The organism is Amycolatopsis sp. NPDC049253, assembly GCF_040678995.1.
Classification (GTDB): domain Bacteria; phylum Actinomycetota; class Actinomycetes; order Mycobacteriales; family Pseudonocardiaceae; genus Amycolatopsis.
This window is the reverse complement of record NZ_JBFAQX010000001.1, coordinates 609,925-627,114: the sequence shown is the minus strand read 5'-3', so window position 1 is coordinate 627,114 and position 17,190 is coordinate 609,925. Positions and strand designations below refer to the sequence as shown.

Sequence of the window (17,190 nt, the reverse complement as noted above, 5' to 3'; positions counted from 1 at the left end):
GGCTTCAGTTCCAATCCAGGCCGCCGCGCCGCCACACGTAGGCGTACGCGAACCCGACCGTAACGATGAACAGCACGATCTCCACCAGGCCGAACACACCGAGCGCGTTCGCGTTCACGGCGAACGGGTAGAGGAACACCATCTCGATGTCGAACAGGATGAAGAGCATCGCCGTGATGTAGTACGCCACCGGCATCCGGCCGCCGCCGACGAGCGGCTGCGGCGAAGGCTCGATCCCGCATTCGTAGGCCGAGAGCTTCGCCTTGTTGTAGCGGCTGGGGCCGACGAGCGGGCCCAGCAACACCGACAGAGTGGCGAACGCGAGCGCCAGCACGAACAACAGGACGAGCGGCAGGTACACCTTCAGGCCAGGCGCGGCCGCAGCTCCACTGGGGTCGGCCTGCGCCAGCACGGGCAACATCAGCACGGGGTCTTCGCCATCCTTTCCGCGCCGCTGCGGGTTGCTTCTCGGGTGGTGGTCCGCTTCCTCGTCGGCACCCTAAGGGAGCTGGGTCACACCGCCGAGGGTCAGGGCACCCTTACGGCCCGTGGCCGGGCCGAGGGGTGCTTGTGAAATAGTTCACAAGCCACTCGTCGTGGATGTGAAGCGATTCACAAGCATGGGGGGAGTGTAGGACGCGACTCACACAGCCGTCTCTAGGGGCCGTGGTATAAGGCTTACCTAACTTGACCGCCCGGCCAGAACGGTGCAGCGCTGGTCACACTCGCGGGACCAGCGGATAAGGGGTTGATTACCGGCCTAGCCGGGGACAATCCGGACGTGATCTTGTGACGTATCCCACCTGACCGGCCAGGCAACCATTGCTCCAGCCGGGTATCGGCGCACCGGCTCGTGGGACGGCAGCGAGCGGTGCGGGATCGTCCGGGTCGGTCGCTGGGGGTAGTCGGCTCGGTCAGCGAGGAGTCGGCGTGACCCGCGCGAGGGCCGCGATGAGGCGGTCGACGCCGTCGCCGCCCTTGGCGTCGTAGCAGCCGGAAAGACCCTTGTACACCAACGGAAGGATCTTGTTGATCCGCAGGCCGTACTTGGTGCACACGTGCATGACCTTCGGGTTGCCGATGAGCTTCGCGAAGACGTTGCCGAGGCGGTAGTAGCCGCCCATCAGCTCGCCGACGGCGCGCGGGTAACCCTGCAGCGCGCGCTCGCGCGAAGGGCCTTCACGACGGGCGAGCGCCTGCACGACGACCTCCGACGCGAGCTGCGCCGACTCCATCGCGGCGGAGATGCCTTCGCCGTTGAACGGGCTCACCATGCCGCCGGCGTCGCCGAGCAGCAGGAGGCCGTCGCGGTAGTGCGGGGTGCGGTTGAAGCCCATGGGGAGGCCGGCGCCGCCGACCTTGCCGATGGCGTTCTCCTCGCGGTAGCCCCATTCCTCGGGCGTGCCGTCGAGCCACTGGCGCAGGAGCGCGCGGTAGTCGGTGTTGCGGAAGGAGGCGGACGTCGAGAGCATGCCGAGCCCGACGTTCACGGTGCCGTCGCCGAGCGGGAACGCCCAGCCGTAGCCCGGCAGGAGCTTGGGGTTGCGCGGGTCCGAGCGGTCCCACAGCTCGAGGTGGCCCTCGATGAACGGGTCGTCGTGGCGCGGGCTCTTGTAGTAGCGGCGCACGGCGACGCCCATGGGGCGCTTCTCGTTCTTCTCGATACCGACGCTCAGCGCGAGCCGCGCGGACACCCCGTCGCACGCCAGCACAAGCGGCGCGCGGTAGCTCACCGGCGTCTTCTCCGGGCCGACCTTCGCCTCGACGCCGATCACGCGGCCGCTGGTGCTGGTGATGGCGTTGGTGACGGTGGTGCGTTCGTACAGGCGCGCGCCGGCCTTGACCGCGGTCTTGGCCAGCAGGTCGTCGAAGTCCTGGCGCGTGCGGGCGACGCCGTAGGGCGGGTAGCTGGTGAGGTCGGGCCAGTCGAGCTCGAGCGTGAGGTCGCCGGTGAGGATCCGCAGGCCGCGGTTGCGGACCCAGCCGTTTTCTTCGCTCGTGTCGATGCCCAGGTCGATCAGCTGCTTCACGCCGCGGGGCGTGAGGCCGTCGCCGCAGACCTTTTCGCGCGGGAAGGCGGTCTTCTCCAGCAGCAGCACGTCGACACCCGCGCGCGCGAGGTACGTGGCCGCGGTCGAACCGGCCGGTCCGGCGCCGACCACGATCACTTCGGCGTCGTGGTCCGGGCTGCGGCGGGAGATCGTCATGTCACGAGTCTACGGAGGGCTTCTTGGCGCGGTGAATGGCGACGACGCCGAATGTGAGGTTCAGCCACTCGACCTCGGTCCACCCCGCGCTCGCGATGATTTCGCCGAGCGCCCGCTGGTCGGGCCACGCGAGCATGGATTCGGCCAGGTAGGAGTAGGCCTCGGGGTTCGTCGACGAGCGGCTGCCGACCCACGTGAGCAGCTTCAGGATGAAGCGCCGGTAGAAGAACCGGATGGGCGCGAACGTGGGCGTCGACACCTCACAGATGACCAGCCGGCCACCCGGCTTGACGACACGGAGTATTTCCGTGAGCGCGGCCTTGGTGTCGACGAAGTTCCTCAACGCGAGCGAGATCGTGACAGCGTCGAACGAGCCGTCGGCGAACGGCAGGTGCAAGGCGTCCGCCGCGACCATCGGAAGCTTCCGGCGCAGCCCCGCCCGCAGCATGCCGAGCGAGAAGTCGGCGGCCACGCAGTACGCGCCGCTGCGCGCGTACTCGACCGTCGAGACGCCGGTGCCGGCCGCCAGGTCGAGCACCGTTTCACCCGGCTTGGCCTCCAGCACCCGCGCCGTGGTGGTCCTCCACCGCCGGTCGAACCCGAACGTCATGAACGAGTTCGCCCGGTCGTAACCGGACGCCACACCATCGAACATGGCGGCGACTTCGTGCGGATCCTTGTCCAGGCTTGCGCGGGGCATGCCTCGAATCTAGACACTCACGGACGGCTCGGCCGTTGAGGGTGGTTGAGGCGCTGGTCAGGTGGGTGGCGGCGTGGGTGGGTGGGCCGGGGTCGCGGCGGTGGGGGTGGGGCGCAGCTCCGCGATGGCGCGAACGGTCCACTCGCGCCGCCAACGCAGCGCGAACGGTCCCCTCGCGCGCTCCCCCGCGGCACGAACGATCCACTCGCACAGCCGGAGTTGGCGCGAGGGCACCGCTCACGATCGGACCACTCGCACCCCGCAGCCGGCACGAACCGTCCCCTCGCGCTCACCGCATCGCGCAAACCGTCCCTTCGCGCACCTGCGCACGGCACGAGTGGTCACCTCGTGCTCGCGGCCCGGCGCGAACCGTCCACCCGCACCCGCACCCGCCCCCGACGCCAGTGGCCACCTCGCGCCCACGGCACGGCGCGAAAGGTCCCGCCGTGCCCAGCCACCAGTGCGAAAAGTCCAGTCGTACCGAGCAACCGGCGCGAGCGGTCCCCTCGTGCCCACGGCATGGCGCGAACCGTCCACCCGCACCCGCCCCCGACGCCAGTGGCCACCTCGCGCCCACGGCACGGCGCGAAAGGTCCCGCCGCGCCCAGCCACCAGTGCGAAAAGTCCAGTCGTACCGGGCAACCGGCGCGAGCGGTCCCCTCGTGCCGCGACGATGGCGTGAACGGTCGTCTCGTGCCGCGCGAGTGGCGCGAACGGTCCACTCGCGGCCGCAGCGTGGCGCGAAGGGACCAGTCGCGGCCGCAGCGTGGCGCGGAGCGACCAGTCGCGAAACCGGAGCTCGTCCAGAATCCAGGTCAATCCCAGCGGACTGGTCCGAGCTGACTGCTCTGCTCCGAGCCGCCCCCGGCGGATCCACCCCCACCACCGTCACCCGAGGGCAGCGAGCATCCCCCGGACCGACTCGGGCCACGCGAATTCCTCCGCACGCGCCCGGGCGGCGGCGCGGCGGAGGTCTTCGGGGCTGTCCAGGAGGCCGGTGACGGCGGTGGCGAAGGCGGGGGCGTGGTCGTCGACGGCGGCGCCGCAGCCGGGGCGGACGATCTCGCGCAGGGCGGACGACGCGGAGACCACCACGGGGGTGCCGGAGGCGAGGGCTTCGAGGGCGGCCAGGCCGAACGTCTCGTGCGGGCCGGGGGCGAGCGAGACGTCGGCGGTGGCCAGCAAGCGGGCGACCTCGTCGCGGCCGGAGAGGAATCCCAGGAACGTCACGGGGAGGCCGCGGGCGCGGCGTTCCAGCGCGCGTCTTCGAGGCCCGTCGCCGGCGATCACCAGGCGCACGCGGGCGCCGGACTCCGTCAGCTCGGCCACGGTATCCACGCTGCGCTCAGCGTGTTTCTCGGGAGACAATCGTCCACAGTGGACCAAAAGCGTATCCGCGCCGCCGGCCAGGGAATGCCGCCACGAGTCCGAGCGCATCGACGGCGCGAAGGTCGCCAGGTCGACGCCCAGGGGGACCCGGCGGACGTTGGGCGCGGCGATCCGGTCGAACTCGGCGCGGGCGAAGGCCGTGGTGCAGACGACCGTGTCGTAGCTGGCGGCCATGCGGCGGTTGGCGACGTCGGCGACACCGCGCGCGACCGGCCGGGGCAGAAGGAACTGCTCCAGCAGCCGGTCGAGGCGCTCGTGGGAAATCACCGTGCTCGGCACGCCGTTGCGACGCGCCCACGTGCCCATGCCGCGCAGTGTCAGCCGGTCCGAGACCTCCAGGCGATCCGGCGACAGCCGCCGCAGGACGGACCGCACCCGGTGCGGATCGACGGCCCGGTACCCGCCCGTCCCGGGGATCCGCGGCGCCGGCAGCGAGTACCGCCGCACGCCCGTGGGCAGCGTCTCCACGGCGTACCGGGTGCCCGGCACGACGAGGGTCACGCGGTGCCCGCTGGCGACATAGCCCGCACCGAGGTGGTGCAGGGCGGTCCGCAGCCCTCCCGAGCGCGGCCCGTAGAAGTTCGCCAGCTGGACGATGTGCATCGCTCAGGCCGCGCGCGCGGCCCGGTCCTGCACGGCCTCGTAGTGCCCCACCAGCTCCCGGCACACCGCGGGCCACGTCCGCCCCAGCACGACCTTGCGGGCCTTCTCCCCCAGCCGCGCCCGCAGGGCCTCGTCGCGCAGGTCGTCGATCTTCTGAACGAGGGCGCGGCCGAACTCGTCGCGGTCGGCGGGCAGCAGGTACCCCGTGCGGCCGGGCAGGACGAGGTCCTTCGGGCCGCCCGCGTCGGGGGCGAGCACCGGCAGTCCGGAGGCCATGGCTTCCTGGACGGCCTGGCAGAACGTCTCGTGCGGTCCCGTGTGGACGAACACGTCGAGGCTCGCGTAGGCCACCGACAGCTCGTCGCCGTACTTCGCGCCGAGGAAGGCGGCGCCGGGGAGGCGTTCGCGCAGGGCGGGCAGCTCGGGGCCGTCGCCGACCACGACCACGCGGATGCCGGGCACGCCGGCCAGCGACACCAGCCGGTCGACCTCCTTCTCCGGCGCCAGCCGGCCGACGAACCCGACGAGCAGCTCGCCGTGGGGCGCCAGCTCGGCCCTCAGCGTGGGGTCGGCGTGCGCAGGCGAGAAGCGGTCGATGTCCACGCCGCGCGCCCAGCGGTGCACGCGGGGCACGCCGTGCAGCCGCAGCTGCTCGACGGAGTCGGAAGACGGCGCCAGCGTCCGGTCGGCTCGCGAGTGCACGCGGCGCACCCAGCGCCAGGCGGCGCGGGCGCCGATGCCGAAGCCGTACGACGTGGCGAAGCCCGCGATGTCGGTCTGGTAGACGGCGATCGACGGCACCCGCAGGCGCCGCGCCGCCGCCAGGCCGCGGGCGCCCACCACGAAGGGTGAGGCCAGGTGCACCACGTCCGGGCGGAAACCGCTGAGCGCCGTGAGCACGGTGCGCGTCGGCAGGCCGATCGGCAGGGAGTGCACGCCGGGCACGTCCAGCGCGGGGATGCGGACGACCGGTGCGCCGCGGTAGGACTCGGGCCCCGGTCCCGGCGCCACCACGAGCACGTCGTTGGCGCGGTCGACCAGGTGCTCGACGACCCGCAGCACGGAGTTCGTCACGCCGTTCACCTGGGGCAGGAAACTTTCGGTGACTATGGCGACTCGCACCCGGCCACTGTCGCACCGGCGTGCGCGACCTGGGCCAATCCTTCGTGACCGATGGGCCAACGGTGTTCGAACACTCCGAAGCGTCGGGGCCCGAATACAGTCCGTTGACAGATTCGCCACGACATGTCACCTCAAGGTCGTGTCCCGGAAACCAGGACGGCCCAGACTAAGCAGGCATGACCCTCTTGTCCTCCAGGCCGTCGCAGCCCGTGGAGCCGGGGCTGCTCTCGAGGGCTCTCGAGGTGGCTGGCCGGCTGGCCAACGACGCCACCGACGTGATCACCGCGACGGCGGGCCGCGGAGCCCACCCCTCGACCCTGGACTCCCCGTTCGACTGGGTCACCGACACCGACCGCATCCTCGAGCGCCACACCCGCCGGGTGCTGACGGCCGAGTTCCCCGGCATCCCCGTGGTCGGCCACGAGTTCGGCGCCGACCACGGCGCCGACGTGGCCGAGTACCGCTGGGTCGTGGACTCCGTCGACGGCACCGCCAACTACGTCGCGGGTGTGCCGTGGTGCGCCTACAGCCTCGCGTTGATCGACACCTCCGGGCCGGTGGTGGGGGTGGTCGCCGACCCGTACCGCGCGCAGATCTACGCCGCCGCCCGCGGCCGCGGCGCCCGCGCCAACGGCATGCCCATCCGGCTCGTCGACCGCCGCGTGACGGCCGGCGCCATCGTCTGCACCGAACTCGCGCGCAAGGGGCCGTGGCCGGGGATGGGCGGCTTCATCGAGCGCGCCGCGGCCGCCCACGCGGGCGTGCGCGTGCTGGGCTCGGCCGCGCTGTCGATCGCGCAGGTCGCGCTCGGCCACGCGGCCGCCGCGGTGCTGCACAGCTACCACGAATGGGACGTCGCGGGTTCCGTCGCCCTCGCCATCGAGGCCGGCGCGGTGGTGCTGGACAAGCACGGCGAAGACACGACGCTGCCGACGGACGGGCTGCTGGTGGCCGCCCCGGGCGTCGCGGACGAGGTCCTGAGCTGGTGGCAGGAGACGGCGACGGTCGCCACGACCTGACCCTGAGCGGCGACGCCGGTACTCGCCGGCGGCGGCCCCTCGCAACGTGAGCCGTGCGGGTCAGGCGACCGGGACTTCCGGCACCTCGGTAGCCGCCCGAGCAGCACGGTCACGCTTGATCAGGCGGCGCAGCCACCACATCAGTGGACCGGCGACCAGCCAGGTGAACAGGATCGTGGTGCCCAGGGGCAGGAGGGTGAGCGTCGCGGTGCGGCCGGCGACGCGGGCGGTGCGGTCGGGGTTGGTGACGTCGTACTCGATGGCCACGAGCTGGCCCGCCAGGAGGCCGGACGGGTAGAGGACGCCGTTGGCCGGGCTGTGGACGATGCCGTCCGGGCTCTGGAACTGGATGATCGTGCGGTCGAAGTTCACGGACTCGACGGTGGCCGTGGCCGTGCCGAGGTGGGACTCGATGGCGTTGTCGTTGCGGATCGCCGCGAAGAGCAGGCTCACGCACATCACGGTGAGGAGCGAGGCGACACCGAGGACGGCGAACCACCCGATGCGCCTCGCCCGCTCACGCCTGACCGTCACGTCGCGAGGTTACCAATCCGGCCAAAAGTAGGCCGACCCCCACTCGGCACGTAACCGCTGCTACGAAGCCATTCGGCCGTGCCTGTGGTCGGATTGGTCACGATCGGCACAGTAGAGCCTCACCGTTCCCCCGCGGCGGCGAGCATGCGGTGGTTGGCCCGGATCTGGTCATAGGACTTCGGCTTGACCAGAGCGCGAGCGGCCCGAGCAGTCGAAGCGCCGTTCGGGCCGACCGCCGGCTTGCCCTTGGTGAACAGCCAAGTCTGGAACAACGCCTGCAGCGGCTTGCCCGACACCTGCTCGGCCAGCGCCTCGAACTCCGGGATCACGCCGTGGCCACCGGCCTTGGTGGCCTGCCACTTCTGCAGGATGGCGAAGAACGCGTCGTCGCCGACGGTGGTGCGCAGGGCCTGCAGGGCCATCGCGCCGCGGTCGTAGACGGCGCCGTCGAACTGGTTCTCCTCGCCCGGGTCGCCGGGCAGGACCTGCCAGAACGCGTCGTCGGCGGTGTAGGAGTCGTAGGCGTACTGCGCGAGCTCGGCCGTGGTGCCCTCGCCCTCGTGCTCGGACCAGAGGTACTCGGCGTAGGACGCGAAGCCCTCGTTGAGCCAGATGTCGCTCCACTTGCCGAGCGAGACGTTGTCACCGAACCACTGGTGGGCGTTCTCGTGGGCGATGAGGGTGGTGTTGGAGCCGTTGAGGAAGTTCTTCAACCCGTACGTGGGCCGCGTCTGGTTCTCGAGCGAAAACGTGATGCCGCTGGTGACCACGCCGCCCTCGGCCTCGAACGGGAACGGCCCGAACTGCGTGGCCAGGAACGCGTCGATCTCCGGCGTCCGCTCGACACTCGCCTTGGCCGCGTAGAGCGAGTCGCCGAGGTCGGAGCCGTAGGCGGTGATGAACGGCTTGCCGTCCGGCGTCGTCGACTGGTTCACCTCGTACTTGCCGACGACGAACGACGTCAGGTACGTGGCCTGCGGCTTCGTGCTGCGCCAGTTCCACCGCGTCCAGCCGGCGCGCGACTGGGTCTTGCGCACGAGGGTCCCGTTCGTGATGGCGGCGTTCCCGTCGGGCGCCTCGATCGAGACGTCGTAGGTGGCCTTGTCGGTGGGGTGGTCGTTGGACGGGAACCACCACTGCGCGCTCTGGGGCTCGTCGACGCCCAGCGCGCCGAACGCGCCGTGCTTCCAGCCGTGCAGCCCGTCGACGGCTTCGGTGGACGGCGTGTCGTCGTACGCCACCACGACGGTGGTGGTCTGCCCCTTGAGCAACGGGTGCGCGGGCGTGATCACGAGCTCGCCGTTGCCGTTCTGGTTGGCGAAGGTCGCGGCCTCGTTGCCGACCAGCACGCTCTTCGCCTTCAGCGCGAAGTCCAGGTCGAACCGCGACAGGTCCTGCGTCGCGGTGAGCAGCAGGGTCGTCGTGCCCGCCAGCCGGTCGGTGTCCGGCTGGTAGGTCAGGCGGATGTCGTAGTGCAGGACGTCGGTGCCGCCATTGCCGGCGTTGGGGTAGTACGGATCACCCACCCCCGGCGCCCCCGGCTGCGGCGCGGCCGACGCCACCCCCGCGACCAGCACCGACACCACTCCTGCCGCGACCAACCCGAGCCCGGCCCGACCTCTTCCACGCATGGCGTTTCCTCCCAGACGGTGATCAACGCGCTCGAACGTAGCCAGGGTTCGAGTTGCGAGGTACGTCCGTTGGGAGGTTCTTACCCGCTGAGACTGCGAGAGGTAATCACTTGACGACGTGGCGATTCTCGATCGTGTGACGGAAGAACCACTGGCCGGGAATGTGACGAGCGGCGTCGTCCGCGTCGGCGCCACGGTGCGGCGCCCGGCGGGACCGTGGACCGACGCCGTGGACGCGGTGCTGGCGCACCTGAGGTCGATGGGGTTCCGCGCGGCGCCGAAGCCGCTCAGGCGCGACGAGCGCGGCCGGCAGGTGCTGGAGTTCGTGCCGGGCGAGGTGGGCGGCCCGTACTCCCCCGGCGACCTGCAGTCCCTCGGCCGGACGCTGGCCGAGCTGCACCAGGCGCTGGCCGGTTTCGCACCACCGCCGGACGCGGCGTGGCAGCGGCTCATCCCGCCGGACCGCGAAGAACTCGTGTGCCACAACGACATCGCGCCGTGGAACATCGTGCGCGCCGAACGCGGGTGGGTGCTGATCGACTGGGACTGCACCGCGCCGGCGTCGGCGGTGTGGGATCTCGCCTACACCGCGCAGACCGCGGCGGACCTGCGCGCCGGCCGGCCGGTCGCGGAATCCGCCGCCCGCCTGCGCGCCTTCACCGGCGGCTACGGCCTCGACGAGCGCCACCGAGCCGAGCTCCCGGCCACGCTCGGCCGCCGCGCGCGGGCGATGCACGACTTCCTGCGCGCGAACGCCGGCACGCAGCCGTGGGCACGCATCTGGCGTGAGGACGGCCCGTACTGGCTCGCGACCGCGGGCTACCTCGACGCCCACCAGGACGCGTGGCGAACGGCGCTGGGCTGAACCACGTCAGCCGTTGCCGACGGCCGCGGCCACGGCCTTGCGCAGGCGGGCGTGCAGGTCGCGGTGACGGGAGCGGTCCACGCGCACCTCCACGACCCGCAGGCCGGGCGCGGGCTTCAACGCGGCGCGGAACTCCGGCACCGACGTGGCCACGACGTGCGGCACGCGGTAGCCCGCGCACAACGCGCCCAGGTCGGCGCCGTGGGGAGTGCCGAACACTCGCTCGAAGCTGTCCGCGTGCTCGGGCGCGCCCTGTTCCAGCAGCGAGAAGATCCCGCCGCCGTCGTCGTTGAGGACGACGATGGTGAGGTCCGGCCGTTGCTCGGCGGGGCCGGTCAGCAGGCCGGAAGCGTCGTGCAAGAACGTGAGGTCACCCAGCAAGGCGTACGAGGGCGCGCGGTGCACGGTGGCGGCACCGATGGCCGTGGAGACCGTGCCGTCGATGCCCGCGACGCCGCGGTTGCGGTGGACCAGCACGTCCGGACGCAAGGTCCCGGCCAACGCGACATCGCGGGTCGGGTTCGAGGAACCCACCACCAGGAGAGCGCCCTGCGGCAGCGCGTCCACCAGCTCCGACGCGACGCTCAACCCGCTCGGCCACGGCTCCTCGGCCAGCGCGTGAGAAACGGCGGCCGCAGCAGCCGCGTCGGCGCGTTGCCAGCCGGCGAGCCACTCCGGGTCGGCGGGTTTCGTCGGCTCGGCGAACCACTGGCCGACCTGGCGGACGTTGTGCGCCGGCGCGGGCCAGTCGGAGTCCGGGCGGACCAGCAGCACCTCCACCGCGGGGTCCGAGAGGACCTTCTGGACCTGCCGGAACACCGTCGGCCGGCCGAGGCACAGGACCTGCTCCGGCTTGTGGTGCGAGATGAACTCCTCGACGCCCAGCAGCCACGCGCCCGAGGAGATGGCCGTGGATCCGGACAAGCCCAGACCACCGGTTTCCGAAACCACCGGCCAGCCGTGCTGCTCGGCCCACTCGCTGGCCGCCTGCACGCCGGTGTCGCACGCGATCACGAGGCCGTGGCGGGCCGAGGGCACCACGAACGATGGCAGGGCACCGAAGTCGGGCAGCTCGGTCCAGCGCTCGCCGTCGGCACGGCCTTCGGTGGACTCGTACCACTCGCCGTCCTCGTCGAGGTCCGGCACCAGCGGCTCACGGAACGGGATGTTCAGGTGCACCGGGCCGCTGCGCCACTCGCCGTAGGCGGCGTTCCACGCGCGGCAGATCTGGCTGCGCCAGTAGGAGTTCTGGCCGGCGCGCCGCTCGGCGACGGCCAGCTCGTCGAAGTAGCGCACGGCGTCGCCGTACAGCTGGTACTGGTCGATCACCTGGCTGGCGCCGGCGGAGCGCAGCTCGGGCGGGCGGTCGGCCGTGAGCACGATCAGCGGCACGCCCGCGCGGTCGGCCTCGAGCACGGCCGGGTGGAAGTTCGCGGCCGCCGTGCCGGAGGTGCAGACCACCGCCGACGGCCGGCCCGTGCGGGCGGCGATGCCGAGGGCGAGGAACGCGGCGCCGCGCTCGTCGATGCGCACGTGGAGCTTCAGCCGGCCGGCCGCGGCCGCGTCGAAGAGCGCGATCGAGAGCGGCGCGTTACGCGAGCCCGGGCACAGGACGACGTGGGACACGGTGTTGCGGACCAGTTCGTCGACGATGACCCTGGCCTGCGCGGTGGAGGGGTTCACCGGCAGGCTCCGGGTAGGTCGCCCACCGACGCACTACCTCCCGCGGAGGCGGCATCAGGCACAGCAGAGATGTCCACAGGTCCTATTCTCCCAAACGTGGATGACGCCCGAGTTTCCGAGCTGTTCGACCCCGCCGCGTGGACCGAGGTCGAAGGTTTCGCCTTCACCGACATCACCTACCACCGCTCCACCGAGAGCCGCTCCGGCAAACGGGTGGTCCGCGTCGCGTTCGACCGTCCGGAGGTCCGCAACGCCTTCCGCCCGCACACGGTCGACGAGCTCTACCGCGCCCTCGACCACGCCCGGATGAGCTCCGACGTCGGCTGCGTCCTGCTCACCGGCAACGGGCCGTCGCCCAAGGACGGCGGCTGGGCGTTCTGTTCCGGCGGTGACCAGCGTATTCGCGGACGCTCCGGGTATCAGTACGCGAGCGGGGAGACCTCCGACACGGTCGACCCCGCGCGTGCCGGCCGGCTGCACATCCTCGAGGTGCAGCGCTTGATCCGGTTCATGCCGAAACCGGTGGTCGCGGTCGTGCCGGGCTGGGCCGCCGGCGGCGGGCACTCGCTGCACGTCGTGTGCGATCTCACGCTGGCTTCCGCCGAGCACGCGCGGTTCAAGCAGACCGACGCCGACGTCGGCTCGTTCGACGCCGGCTACGGCTCCGCCTACCTCGCCCGCCAAGTCGGGCAGAAGTTCGCGCGCGAGATCTTCTTCCTCGGCCGGGACTACACCGCCGAGCAGATGCACCACATGGGCGCGGTGAACGAGGTCGTCCCCCACCTCGACCTCGAAAAGGTGGCGCTGGAGTGGGGCTGGGCCATCGTCGGCAAGTCCCCGACGGCGCAGCGCATGCTGAAGTACGCGTTCAACGCGATCGACGACGGCCTCGTCGGCCAGCAGCTCTTCGCCGGCGAGACCACACGGCTCGCGTACATGCAGGACGAAGCCGTGGAAGGCCGCGACGCGTTCCTGCAGAAGCGGGACCCGGATTGGTCCGACGTCCCGTACTACTACTGATCCACCAGGAGACCTTGTGCGTGTGGTGTGGCTCGACGGGAGCGCCGAAGCGGTGTCCACCCTGGACACGGCCGTGGCAGCGGCACTGGACGGCGGCGAGGCCGTGCTGCCGCTTTCGAGTGCCGACCCCGCGGCGCCCGGCGTGCTCGAGGCGATGGCGCCGGGCACGCCGGTCGAACCGGACACGGCCGTGATCATCGCCACGTCCGGGTCGACGGGCGCACCGAAGGGCGTGCTGCTCTCGCCGGGTGCGCTGGTCTCGTCGGCCACCGCCACGCACGCGCGGCTCGGCGGGGCGGGCCACTGGCTGCTCGCCACGCCGGCGCACTACATCGGCGGCCTGCAGGTGCTGGTCCGCGCGCGGCTGGCGGGCACGAAACCCGCCTTCCTGACCGGCACGGGCTTCCGGCCGGACGAGTTCGCCGCGGCCGCCGCGCCCGTGCTGGCCGAGGACGGGCCGAGGTACACGGCGCTGGTGCCGACCCAGCTCGTCCGGCTGCTCGACGACGGCGGGGCCGGGCTGTCCGCGGCCCGCGCGTTCGACGGGATCGTGCTCGGGGCGGCCGCGACGTCGGCGAAGCTGCGTACGCGGGCGGTAGAGGCCGGCGTGCGGATCGTTCCCGCGTACGGCATGAGCGAGACCGCGAGTGGCTGCGTCTACGACGGGGTGCCGCTCGACGGGGTGCGCGTGGAGCCGGACGCGGACGAGCGCCTGCGGATCTCCGGACCGGTGCTGGCCCACGGTTACCGGCTCGCGCCGGAGCTGACCACGGAGTCGTTCCGGGACGGCTGGTTCCGCACGTCCGATCGCGGCCGGCTGCTGGCCGACGGACGCGTCGAGGTACTCGGGCGCGCCGACGACGTGATCAACACCGGTGGAGTGAAGGTGTCGGCGGCGTCGGTGGAGAAGGTGCTCGGATCGATCGCCGGCGTTCGCGATGCCTGCGTGGTCGGCGTCCCGGACCCGCAGTGGGGTGAGACGGTGGTCGCGCTGGTCGTCGCGGAGGGACCGGTCGCGCCCGAGACGATCAAGGCCGTCGCCCGGGAGGAGCTGGGCGCCGCGGCCGCGCCGAAGCGGGTCGAGTTCGCGGATGAGCTGCCGCTGCGGGGCCCGGGGAAGATCGACCGGGCCGCCGTCAAAGCCCTGTTCGACCTCCGGACGGCGTGAAATCCCGCCGGATCGTTGACAGGGTGCCAGTGATCACGGTTGCCTCGGGGTATGACGAGGTGGACGAAGGCGGCCGTCGCGGTCGCGGCTGTGGCGGTCGGGCTGCTCATCGGCGCGGGTGCCGCGTCGGCCGACGAGCCGAACACCAGCGGGACCCTCACGTGGCAGGTCACGGGTTCGGAGATCGGGTGAAGATCGCATGGCGTTGAATAACGACCATGGCAACAGTGAGTGAGTGGATCGAAGGCGCCCGCCCGCGGACGCTGCCCAACGCGATCGCGCCGGTGGTCGCGGGCGTCGGGGCGGCGATCGCGCTGGACGCGTTCTCGTGGTGGCGTTCGGTGCTCGCGCTGCTGGTCGCGCTCGCTCTGATCATCGGCGTGAACTACGCCAACGACTACTCCGACGGCGTCCGCGGCACCGACGAGAACCGCGTCGGCCCCCTGCGCCTCGTGGGCTCCGGCACCGCCGCCCCGAAGGCCGTCCTCGCGGCGGCGCTGGTGTGCCTCGGCCTGGCCGGCGTGCTGGGTCTGCTGCTCGTGGCCCTCACCGGCTTCTGGTGGCTGCTGATCATGGGCGGCGTCTGCATCCTCGGCGCGTGGTTCTACACGGGGGGCAAGAAGCCCTACGGCTACTACGGCTTCGGCGAGATCGCCGTCTTCGTGTTCTTCGGCCTCGCCGGCGTCCTGGGCACCGTCTACGTGCAGGCCGGGCGTGTCAGCTGGGCCGGCCTGGCCTGCGCCGTCGCCGTCGGCACCTTCTCCACAGCGGTGCTCACGGCCAACAACCTCCGCGACATCCCCACCGACATCGAGTCCGGCAAACGCACCCTCGCCACCCGCCTCGGCGACAAGGGCACCCGCCGCTTGTACCTGGCGCTGGTGACCGTGCCCTACGTGCTCACCGTGGTCCTCGGCATCTGGCACCCACTTCAGCTCATCGCCCTGATCACGGCCCCCATGCTGCTCAAGTCCGTCCGCGCCGTCGGCGGCGGCAAAACGGGCCGCGACCTCATCCCGGCACTGCGCGACACGGGCTTGGCCATGCTCGCCTGGGCCGTCCTCAGCGCCGTGGCGTTGTCGTTCTGACCGAGGTCAGGCCTCGAACCGCCCGGTCAGCAAGAACTCGTCGAACTTCGCCCGGTACGGCGCGATGTCGATGTCCTGCTCGGCCAGCCATTCATCCGAGTAGTACGTGTTCGCGTACCGATCGCCGCCGTCGCACAGCAAAGTCACGACAGACCCGGCCTGGCCTTCGGCGATCATCCGCGAGATGAGGGTGAACGCGCCGTACAAATTGGTCCCCGTGGACCCACCGGCCCAATGCCCCGTGTGGTCCCTCAACAACCGGATCGCCGCCAGCGACCCGGCATCCGGCACCGAGAACATCTCATCGATCACCCCAGGGACGAACGACGGCTCCACCCTCGGCCGCCCGATCCCCTCGATCCGAGACGGCATGCCCGTCGCGTAGTCCAGCGCCCCGGTCTCCCAAGCACCGAAAAACGACGAGTTCTCCGGGTCGACCACGGCAACCTTCGTCGTGTGCCGCTTGTACCGCACATACCGCCCGAACGTCGCGCTCGTCCCACCCGTGCCGGCTCCGACGACGATCCACGACGGCACCGGATGCCGCTCCGCCCGCATCTGCGCGAACACCGACTCCGCGATGTTGTTGTTCCCCCGCCAGTCCGTCGCACGCTCGGCGTAGGTGAACTGGTCGAGGTAATGCCCACCGCACTCGGCCGCGAGCCGCTCCGCCTCCGGATACATGTCCGGCGCCCGGTCGACGTAGTGGCACTCGCCGCCGTAGAACTCGATGAGGGCGATCTTCTCCTTGCTCGTCCGCCGCGGCACCACGGTGACGAACTTCAGCCCCAGCATCCGCGCGAAGTACGCCTCGGACACCGCCGTCGAGCCACTGGAAGCCTCGATGAGCGTGGTGTCGGGACCGATCTGACCGTTGACCAGGCCGTAGAGCAGCAGCGACCGGGCCAGCCGGTGCTTGAGCGAGCCCGTGGGGTGCACGGACTCGTCCTTCAGGTACAGGTCGACGCCCCACTCCTGGGGCAGCGGGAACACGTGCAGGTGCGTGTCGGCGCTGCGGTTCGCGTCGGCCTCGATGATGCGGACGGCCTCGCGCACCCAGGCGCGGTTGTGGAGCCTGCTCACGCGGCCTCGTCGCCCGGGTTGGCGGGGACGTCGCCGCGCAGCTGGGCGCGCAGGGCGGCCCGCGCGCGGGCCCGCGACTCGTTGCGCTTGGCCAGCCCGGCCGTCACGCGTGCGTTGAGCTTGCGGAAGAGCAGCAGACCCAGCGGCAGGCCCACGACGAGCCCGATGAGGAGGGACACCAGCAGCGGCACCCCGACCAGCGACAGCACCCAGGCGACCACGGCCACCAGCGCGAAACGCGCGACCAGGTACAGCGTCAGGTCCCGGGGCAGGTGTTCCGGCGATTCGTGTTCCGGCGATTCGCTCACATCAAGGGAGGCTACGCCTTGTTCTCGGCCTCTTCTTCCAGGCCCGCGTTGTTCGGACGGCCCTCGAAGCGCGTCGACAGCACCACCGTCGTGTTGGTGCGCCCGACGCCCGGGATGCGCCGCAGCCGCCCGAGCGTGTGCTCCAGCTCGTCGACGGTGGACACGCGCACCTTCACCACGAACGCCTCGTCGCCGGCCACGGCGTAGCAGCTCTCCACCTCGGGCAGCTCGCCGAGCGCCGCGGCCACGTCCTCGTCGGTGGCGGTGTCGGTCGGGTGGATGCCCACCAGCGCCGTCACACCCAGGCCGACGGTGCCCGGGTCCACCATCGCGTGGTAGCCGGTGATCACCCCCGCGGCCTCGAGCTTGCCCACGCGCTCGTGCACGGACGAGGCCGACAAACCGACGGAGCGGCCGAGGTCGGCGTAGGTGGCCCGGCCGTTGACCCGCAACGCCGCGATGATCTTCCGGTCCAGCTGATCCACCGGCTCATTATGCTGCGCGGCCCCCGCGGACCGCAGGGAAGGTAAGCCGCCCCCATCGACAGACAGAGTGTCTACTGCGTCACAACGACGCCGATGGTCCGCTATGGCCCGCGATGCCCCTTTGGCGTGTCTTTACCTGAGGTCGCCGCTCCGCAGAAGAAAACCTCCAGGTCAGAGCCATTTGAACAAGGACTTCACACGCGGGAGGCCGCCAGAGGTTATGTCCCTTTTGCACTTTAAGGGCTCTTTACTCAAGGACAACCGTTCGAGTACCCGACGGGTGAA

17 protein-coding genes are annotated in these 17,190 nt (G+C 71.2%); 6 read left to right on the top strand and 11 right to left on the bottom strand.

The window, feature by feature from the left end:
- Nucleotides 1-4 precede the first annotated feature (4 nt).
- The 5 genes from AB0K15_RS03245 to AB0K15_RS03225 form a co-directional block, all read right to left on the bottom strand.
- Nucleotides 5-421, bottom strand: a complete 417-nt coding sequence (locus tag AB0K15_RS03245; protein ID WP_360597848.1) for an NADH-quinone oxidoreductase subunit A — start codon at nt 419-421, stop codon at nt 5-7.
- Between the two features lie 493 nt (nt 422-914).
- Nucleotides 915-2,207: a geranylgeranyl reductase family protein gene (locus AB0K15_RS03240; RefSeq protein WP_364045022.1), complete on the bottom strand. Its 1,293-nt coding sequence runs from the start codon at nt 2,205-2,207 to the stop codon at nt 915-917.
- A 1-nt stretch (nt 2,208) separates the two neighbouring features.
- Nucleotides 2,209-2,907, bottom strand: a complete 699-nt coding sequence (locus tag AB0K15_RS03235) for a demethylmenaquinone methyltransferase (RefSeq protein WP_364045019.1) — start codon at nt 2,905-2,907, stop codon at nt 2,209-2,211.
- A gap of 888 nt (nt 2,908-3,795) precedes the next feature.
- Complete coding sequence (locus tag AB0K15_RS03230) at nt 3,796-4,899, bottom strand: glycosyltransferase (RefSeq protein ID WP_364045016.1); 1,104 nt, start codon at nt 4,897-4,899, stop codon at nt 3,796-3,798.
- Nucleotides 4,900-4,902: 3 nt separating this feature from the next.
- Nucleotides 4,903-5,973 (bottom strand): glycosyltransferase family 1 protein, encoded by a 1,071-nt coding sequence (locus AB0K15_RS03225; protein ID WP_364045014.1) that lies wholly within the window; start codon nt 5,971-5,973, stop codon nt 4,903-4,905.
- A gap of 224 nt (nt 5,974-6,197) precedes the next feature.
- Here AB0K15_RS03225 and AB0K15_RS03220 point away from each other — a divergent pair, with 224 nt between their 5' ends.
- Nucleotides 6,198-7,040, top strand: coding sequence for an inositol monophosphatase (locus AB0K15_RS03220; protein WP_364045011.1), 843 nt, complete (start codon nt 6,198-6,200; stop codon nt 7,038-7,040).
- 60 nt (nt 7,041-7,100) lie between these two features.
- Here AB0K15_RS03220 and AB0K15_RS03215 read toward each other — a convergent pair whose 3' ends face one another.
- Together AB0K15_RS03215 and AB0K15_RS03210 are read right to left on the bottom strand one after the other, a co-directional pair.
- Nucleotides 7,101-7,574: a DUF3592 domain-containing protein gene (locus AB0K15_RS03215; protein ID WP_285970760.1), complete on the bottom strand. Its 474-nt coding sequence runs from the start codon at nt 7,572-7,574 to the stop codon at nt 7,101-7,103.
- Between the two features lie 119 nt (nt 7,575-7,693).
- The gene (locus AB0K15_RS03210; RefSeq protein ID WP_364045008.1) at nt 7,694-9,205 is read right to left on the bottom strand and encodes a M1 family metallopeptidase; all 1,512 of its coding nucleotides are present in this window, start codon (nt 9,203-9,205) and stop codon (nt 7,694-7,696) included.
- A gap of 136 nt (nt 9,206-9,341) precedes the next feature.
- Between AB0K15_RS03210 and AB0K15_RS03205 the strand changes: the two genes are divergently transcribed.
- Nucleotides 9,342-10,070, top strand: a complete 729-nt coding sequence (locus AB0K15_RS03205; RefSeq protein ID WP_364045005.1) for a phosphotransferase — start codon at nt 9,342-9,344, stop codon at nt 10,068-10,070.
- 6 nt (nt 10,071-10,076) lie between these two features.
- Here the strand turns inward: AB0K15_RS03205 and menD are convergent, their stop codons facing one another.
- Nucleotides 10,077-11,753, bottom strand: coding sequence for a 2-succinyl-5-enolpyruvyl-6-hydroxy-3-cyclohexene-1-carboxylic-acid synthase (menD, locus tag AB0K15_RS03200; RefSeq protein ID WP_364045002.1), 1,677 nt, complete (start codon nt 11,751-11,753; stop codon nt 10,077-10,079).
- Between the two features lie 96 nt (nt 11,754-11,849).
- On the opposite strand from menD, the gene AB0K15_RS03195 reads away from it, so the two are divergent.
- Genes AB0K15_RS03195 through AB0K15_RS03180 form a run of 4 tightly spaced genes read left to right on the top strand, consistent with a single transcriptional unit; the run spans nt 11,850 to nt 15,029 of the window.
- The gene (locus AB0K15_RS03195; RefSeq protein WP_364044999.1) at nt 11,850-12,773 is read left to right on the top strand and encodes a 1,4-dihydroxy-2-naphthoyl-CoA synthase; all 924 of its coding nucleotides are present in this window, start codon (nt 11,850-11,852) and stop codon (nt 12,771-12,773) included.
- 16 nt (nt 12,774-12,789) lie between these two features.
- A complete protein-coding gene (gene menE / locus AB0K15_RS03190) occupies nt 12,790-13,941 on the top strand; it encodes an o-succinylbenzoate--CoA ligase (RefSeq protein WP_364044996.1) in 1,152 nt (383 codons plus the stop codon).
- Between the two features lie 51 nt (nt 13,942-13,992).
- Nucleotides 13,993-14,133 carry a hypothetical protein gene (locus AB0K15_RS03185; protein ID WP_364044993.1) on the top strand — a complete coding sequence of 47 codons (141 nt, stop codon included), beginning with the start codon at nt 13,993-13,995 and terminating at the stop codon, nt 14,131-14,133.
- 26 nt (nt 14,134-14,159) lie between these two features.
- Nucleotides 14,160-15,029, top strand: a complete 870-nt coding sequence (locus tag AB0K15_RS03180) for a 1,4-dihydroxy-2-naphthoate polyprenyltransferase (protein ID WP_364044990.1) — start codon at nt 14,160-14,162, stop codon at nt 15,027-15,029.
- Nucleotides 15,030-15,035: 6 nt separating this feature from the next.
- Here the strand turns inward: AB0K15_RS03180 and AB0K15_RS03175 are convergent, their stop codons facing one another.
- The 3 genes from AB0K15_RS03175 to AB0K15_RS03165 are packed head-to-tail and all read right to left on the bottom strand — an operon-like array spanning nt 15,036 to nt 16,905.
- Nucleotides 15,036-16,112, bottom strand: coding sequence for a PLP-dependent cysteine synthase family protein (locus tag AB0K15_RS03175; protein WP_364044987.1), 1,077 nt, complete (start codon nt 16,110-16,112; stop codon nt 15,036-15,038).
- Nucleotides 16,109-16,420, bottom strand: a complete 312-nt coding sequence (locus AB0K15_RS03170) for a DUF4229 domain-containing protein (RefSeq protein WP_364044984.1) — start codon at nt 16,418-16,420, stop codon at nt 16,109-16,111. The genes AB0K15_RS03175 and AB0K15_RS03170 overlap by 4 nt, the downstream gene beginning before the upstream one ends.
- 11 nt (nt 16,421-16,431) lie before the next feature.
- Nucleotides 16,432-16,905: an Lrp/AsnC family transcriptional regulator gene (locus AB0K15_RS03165; protein ID WP_364044981.1), complete on the bottom strand. Its 474-nt coding sequence runs from the start codon at nt 16,903-16,905 to the stop codon at nt 16,432-16,434.
- Between the last annotated feature and the right edge of the window lie 285 nt (nt 16,906-17,190).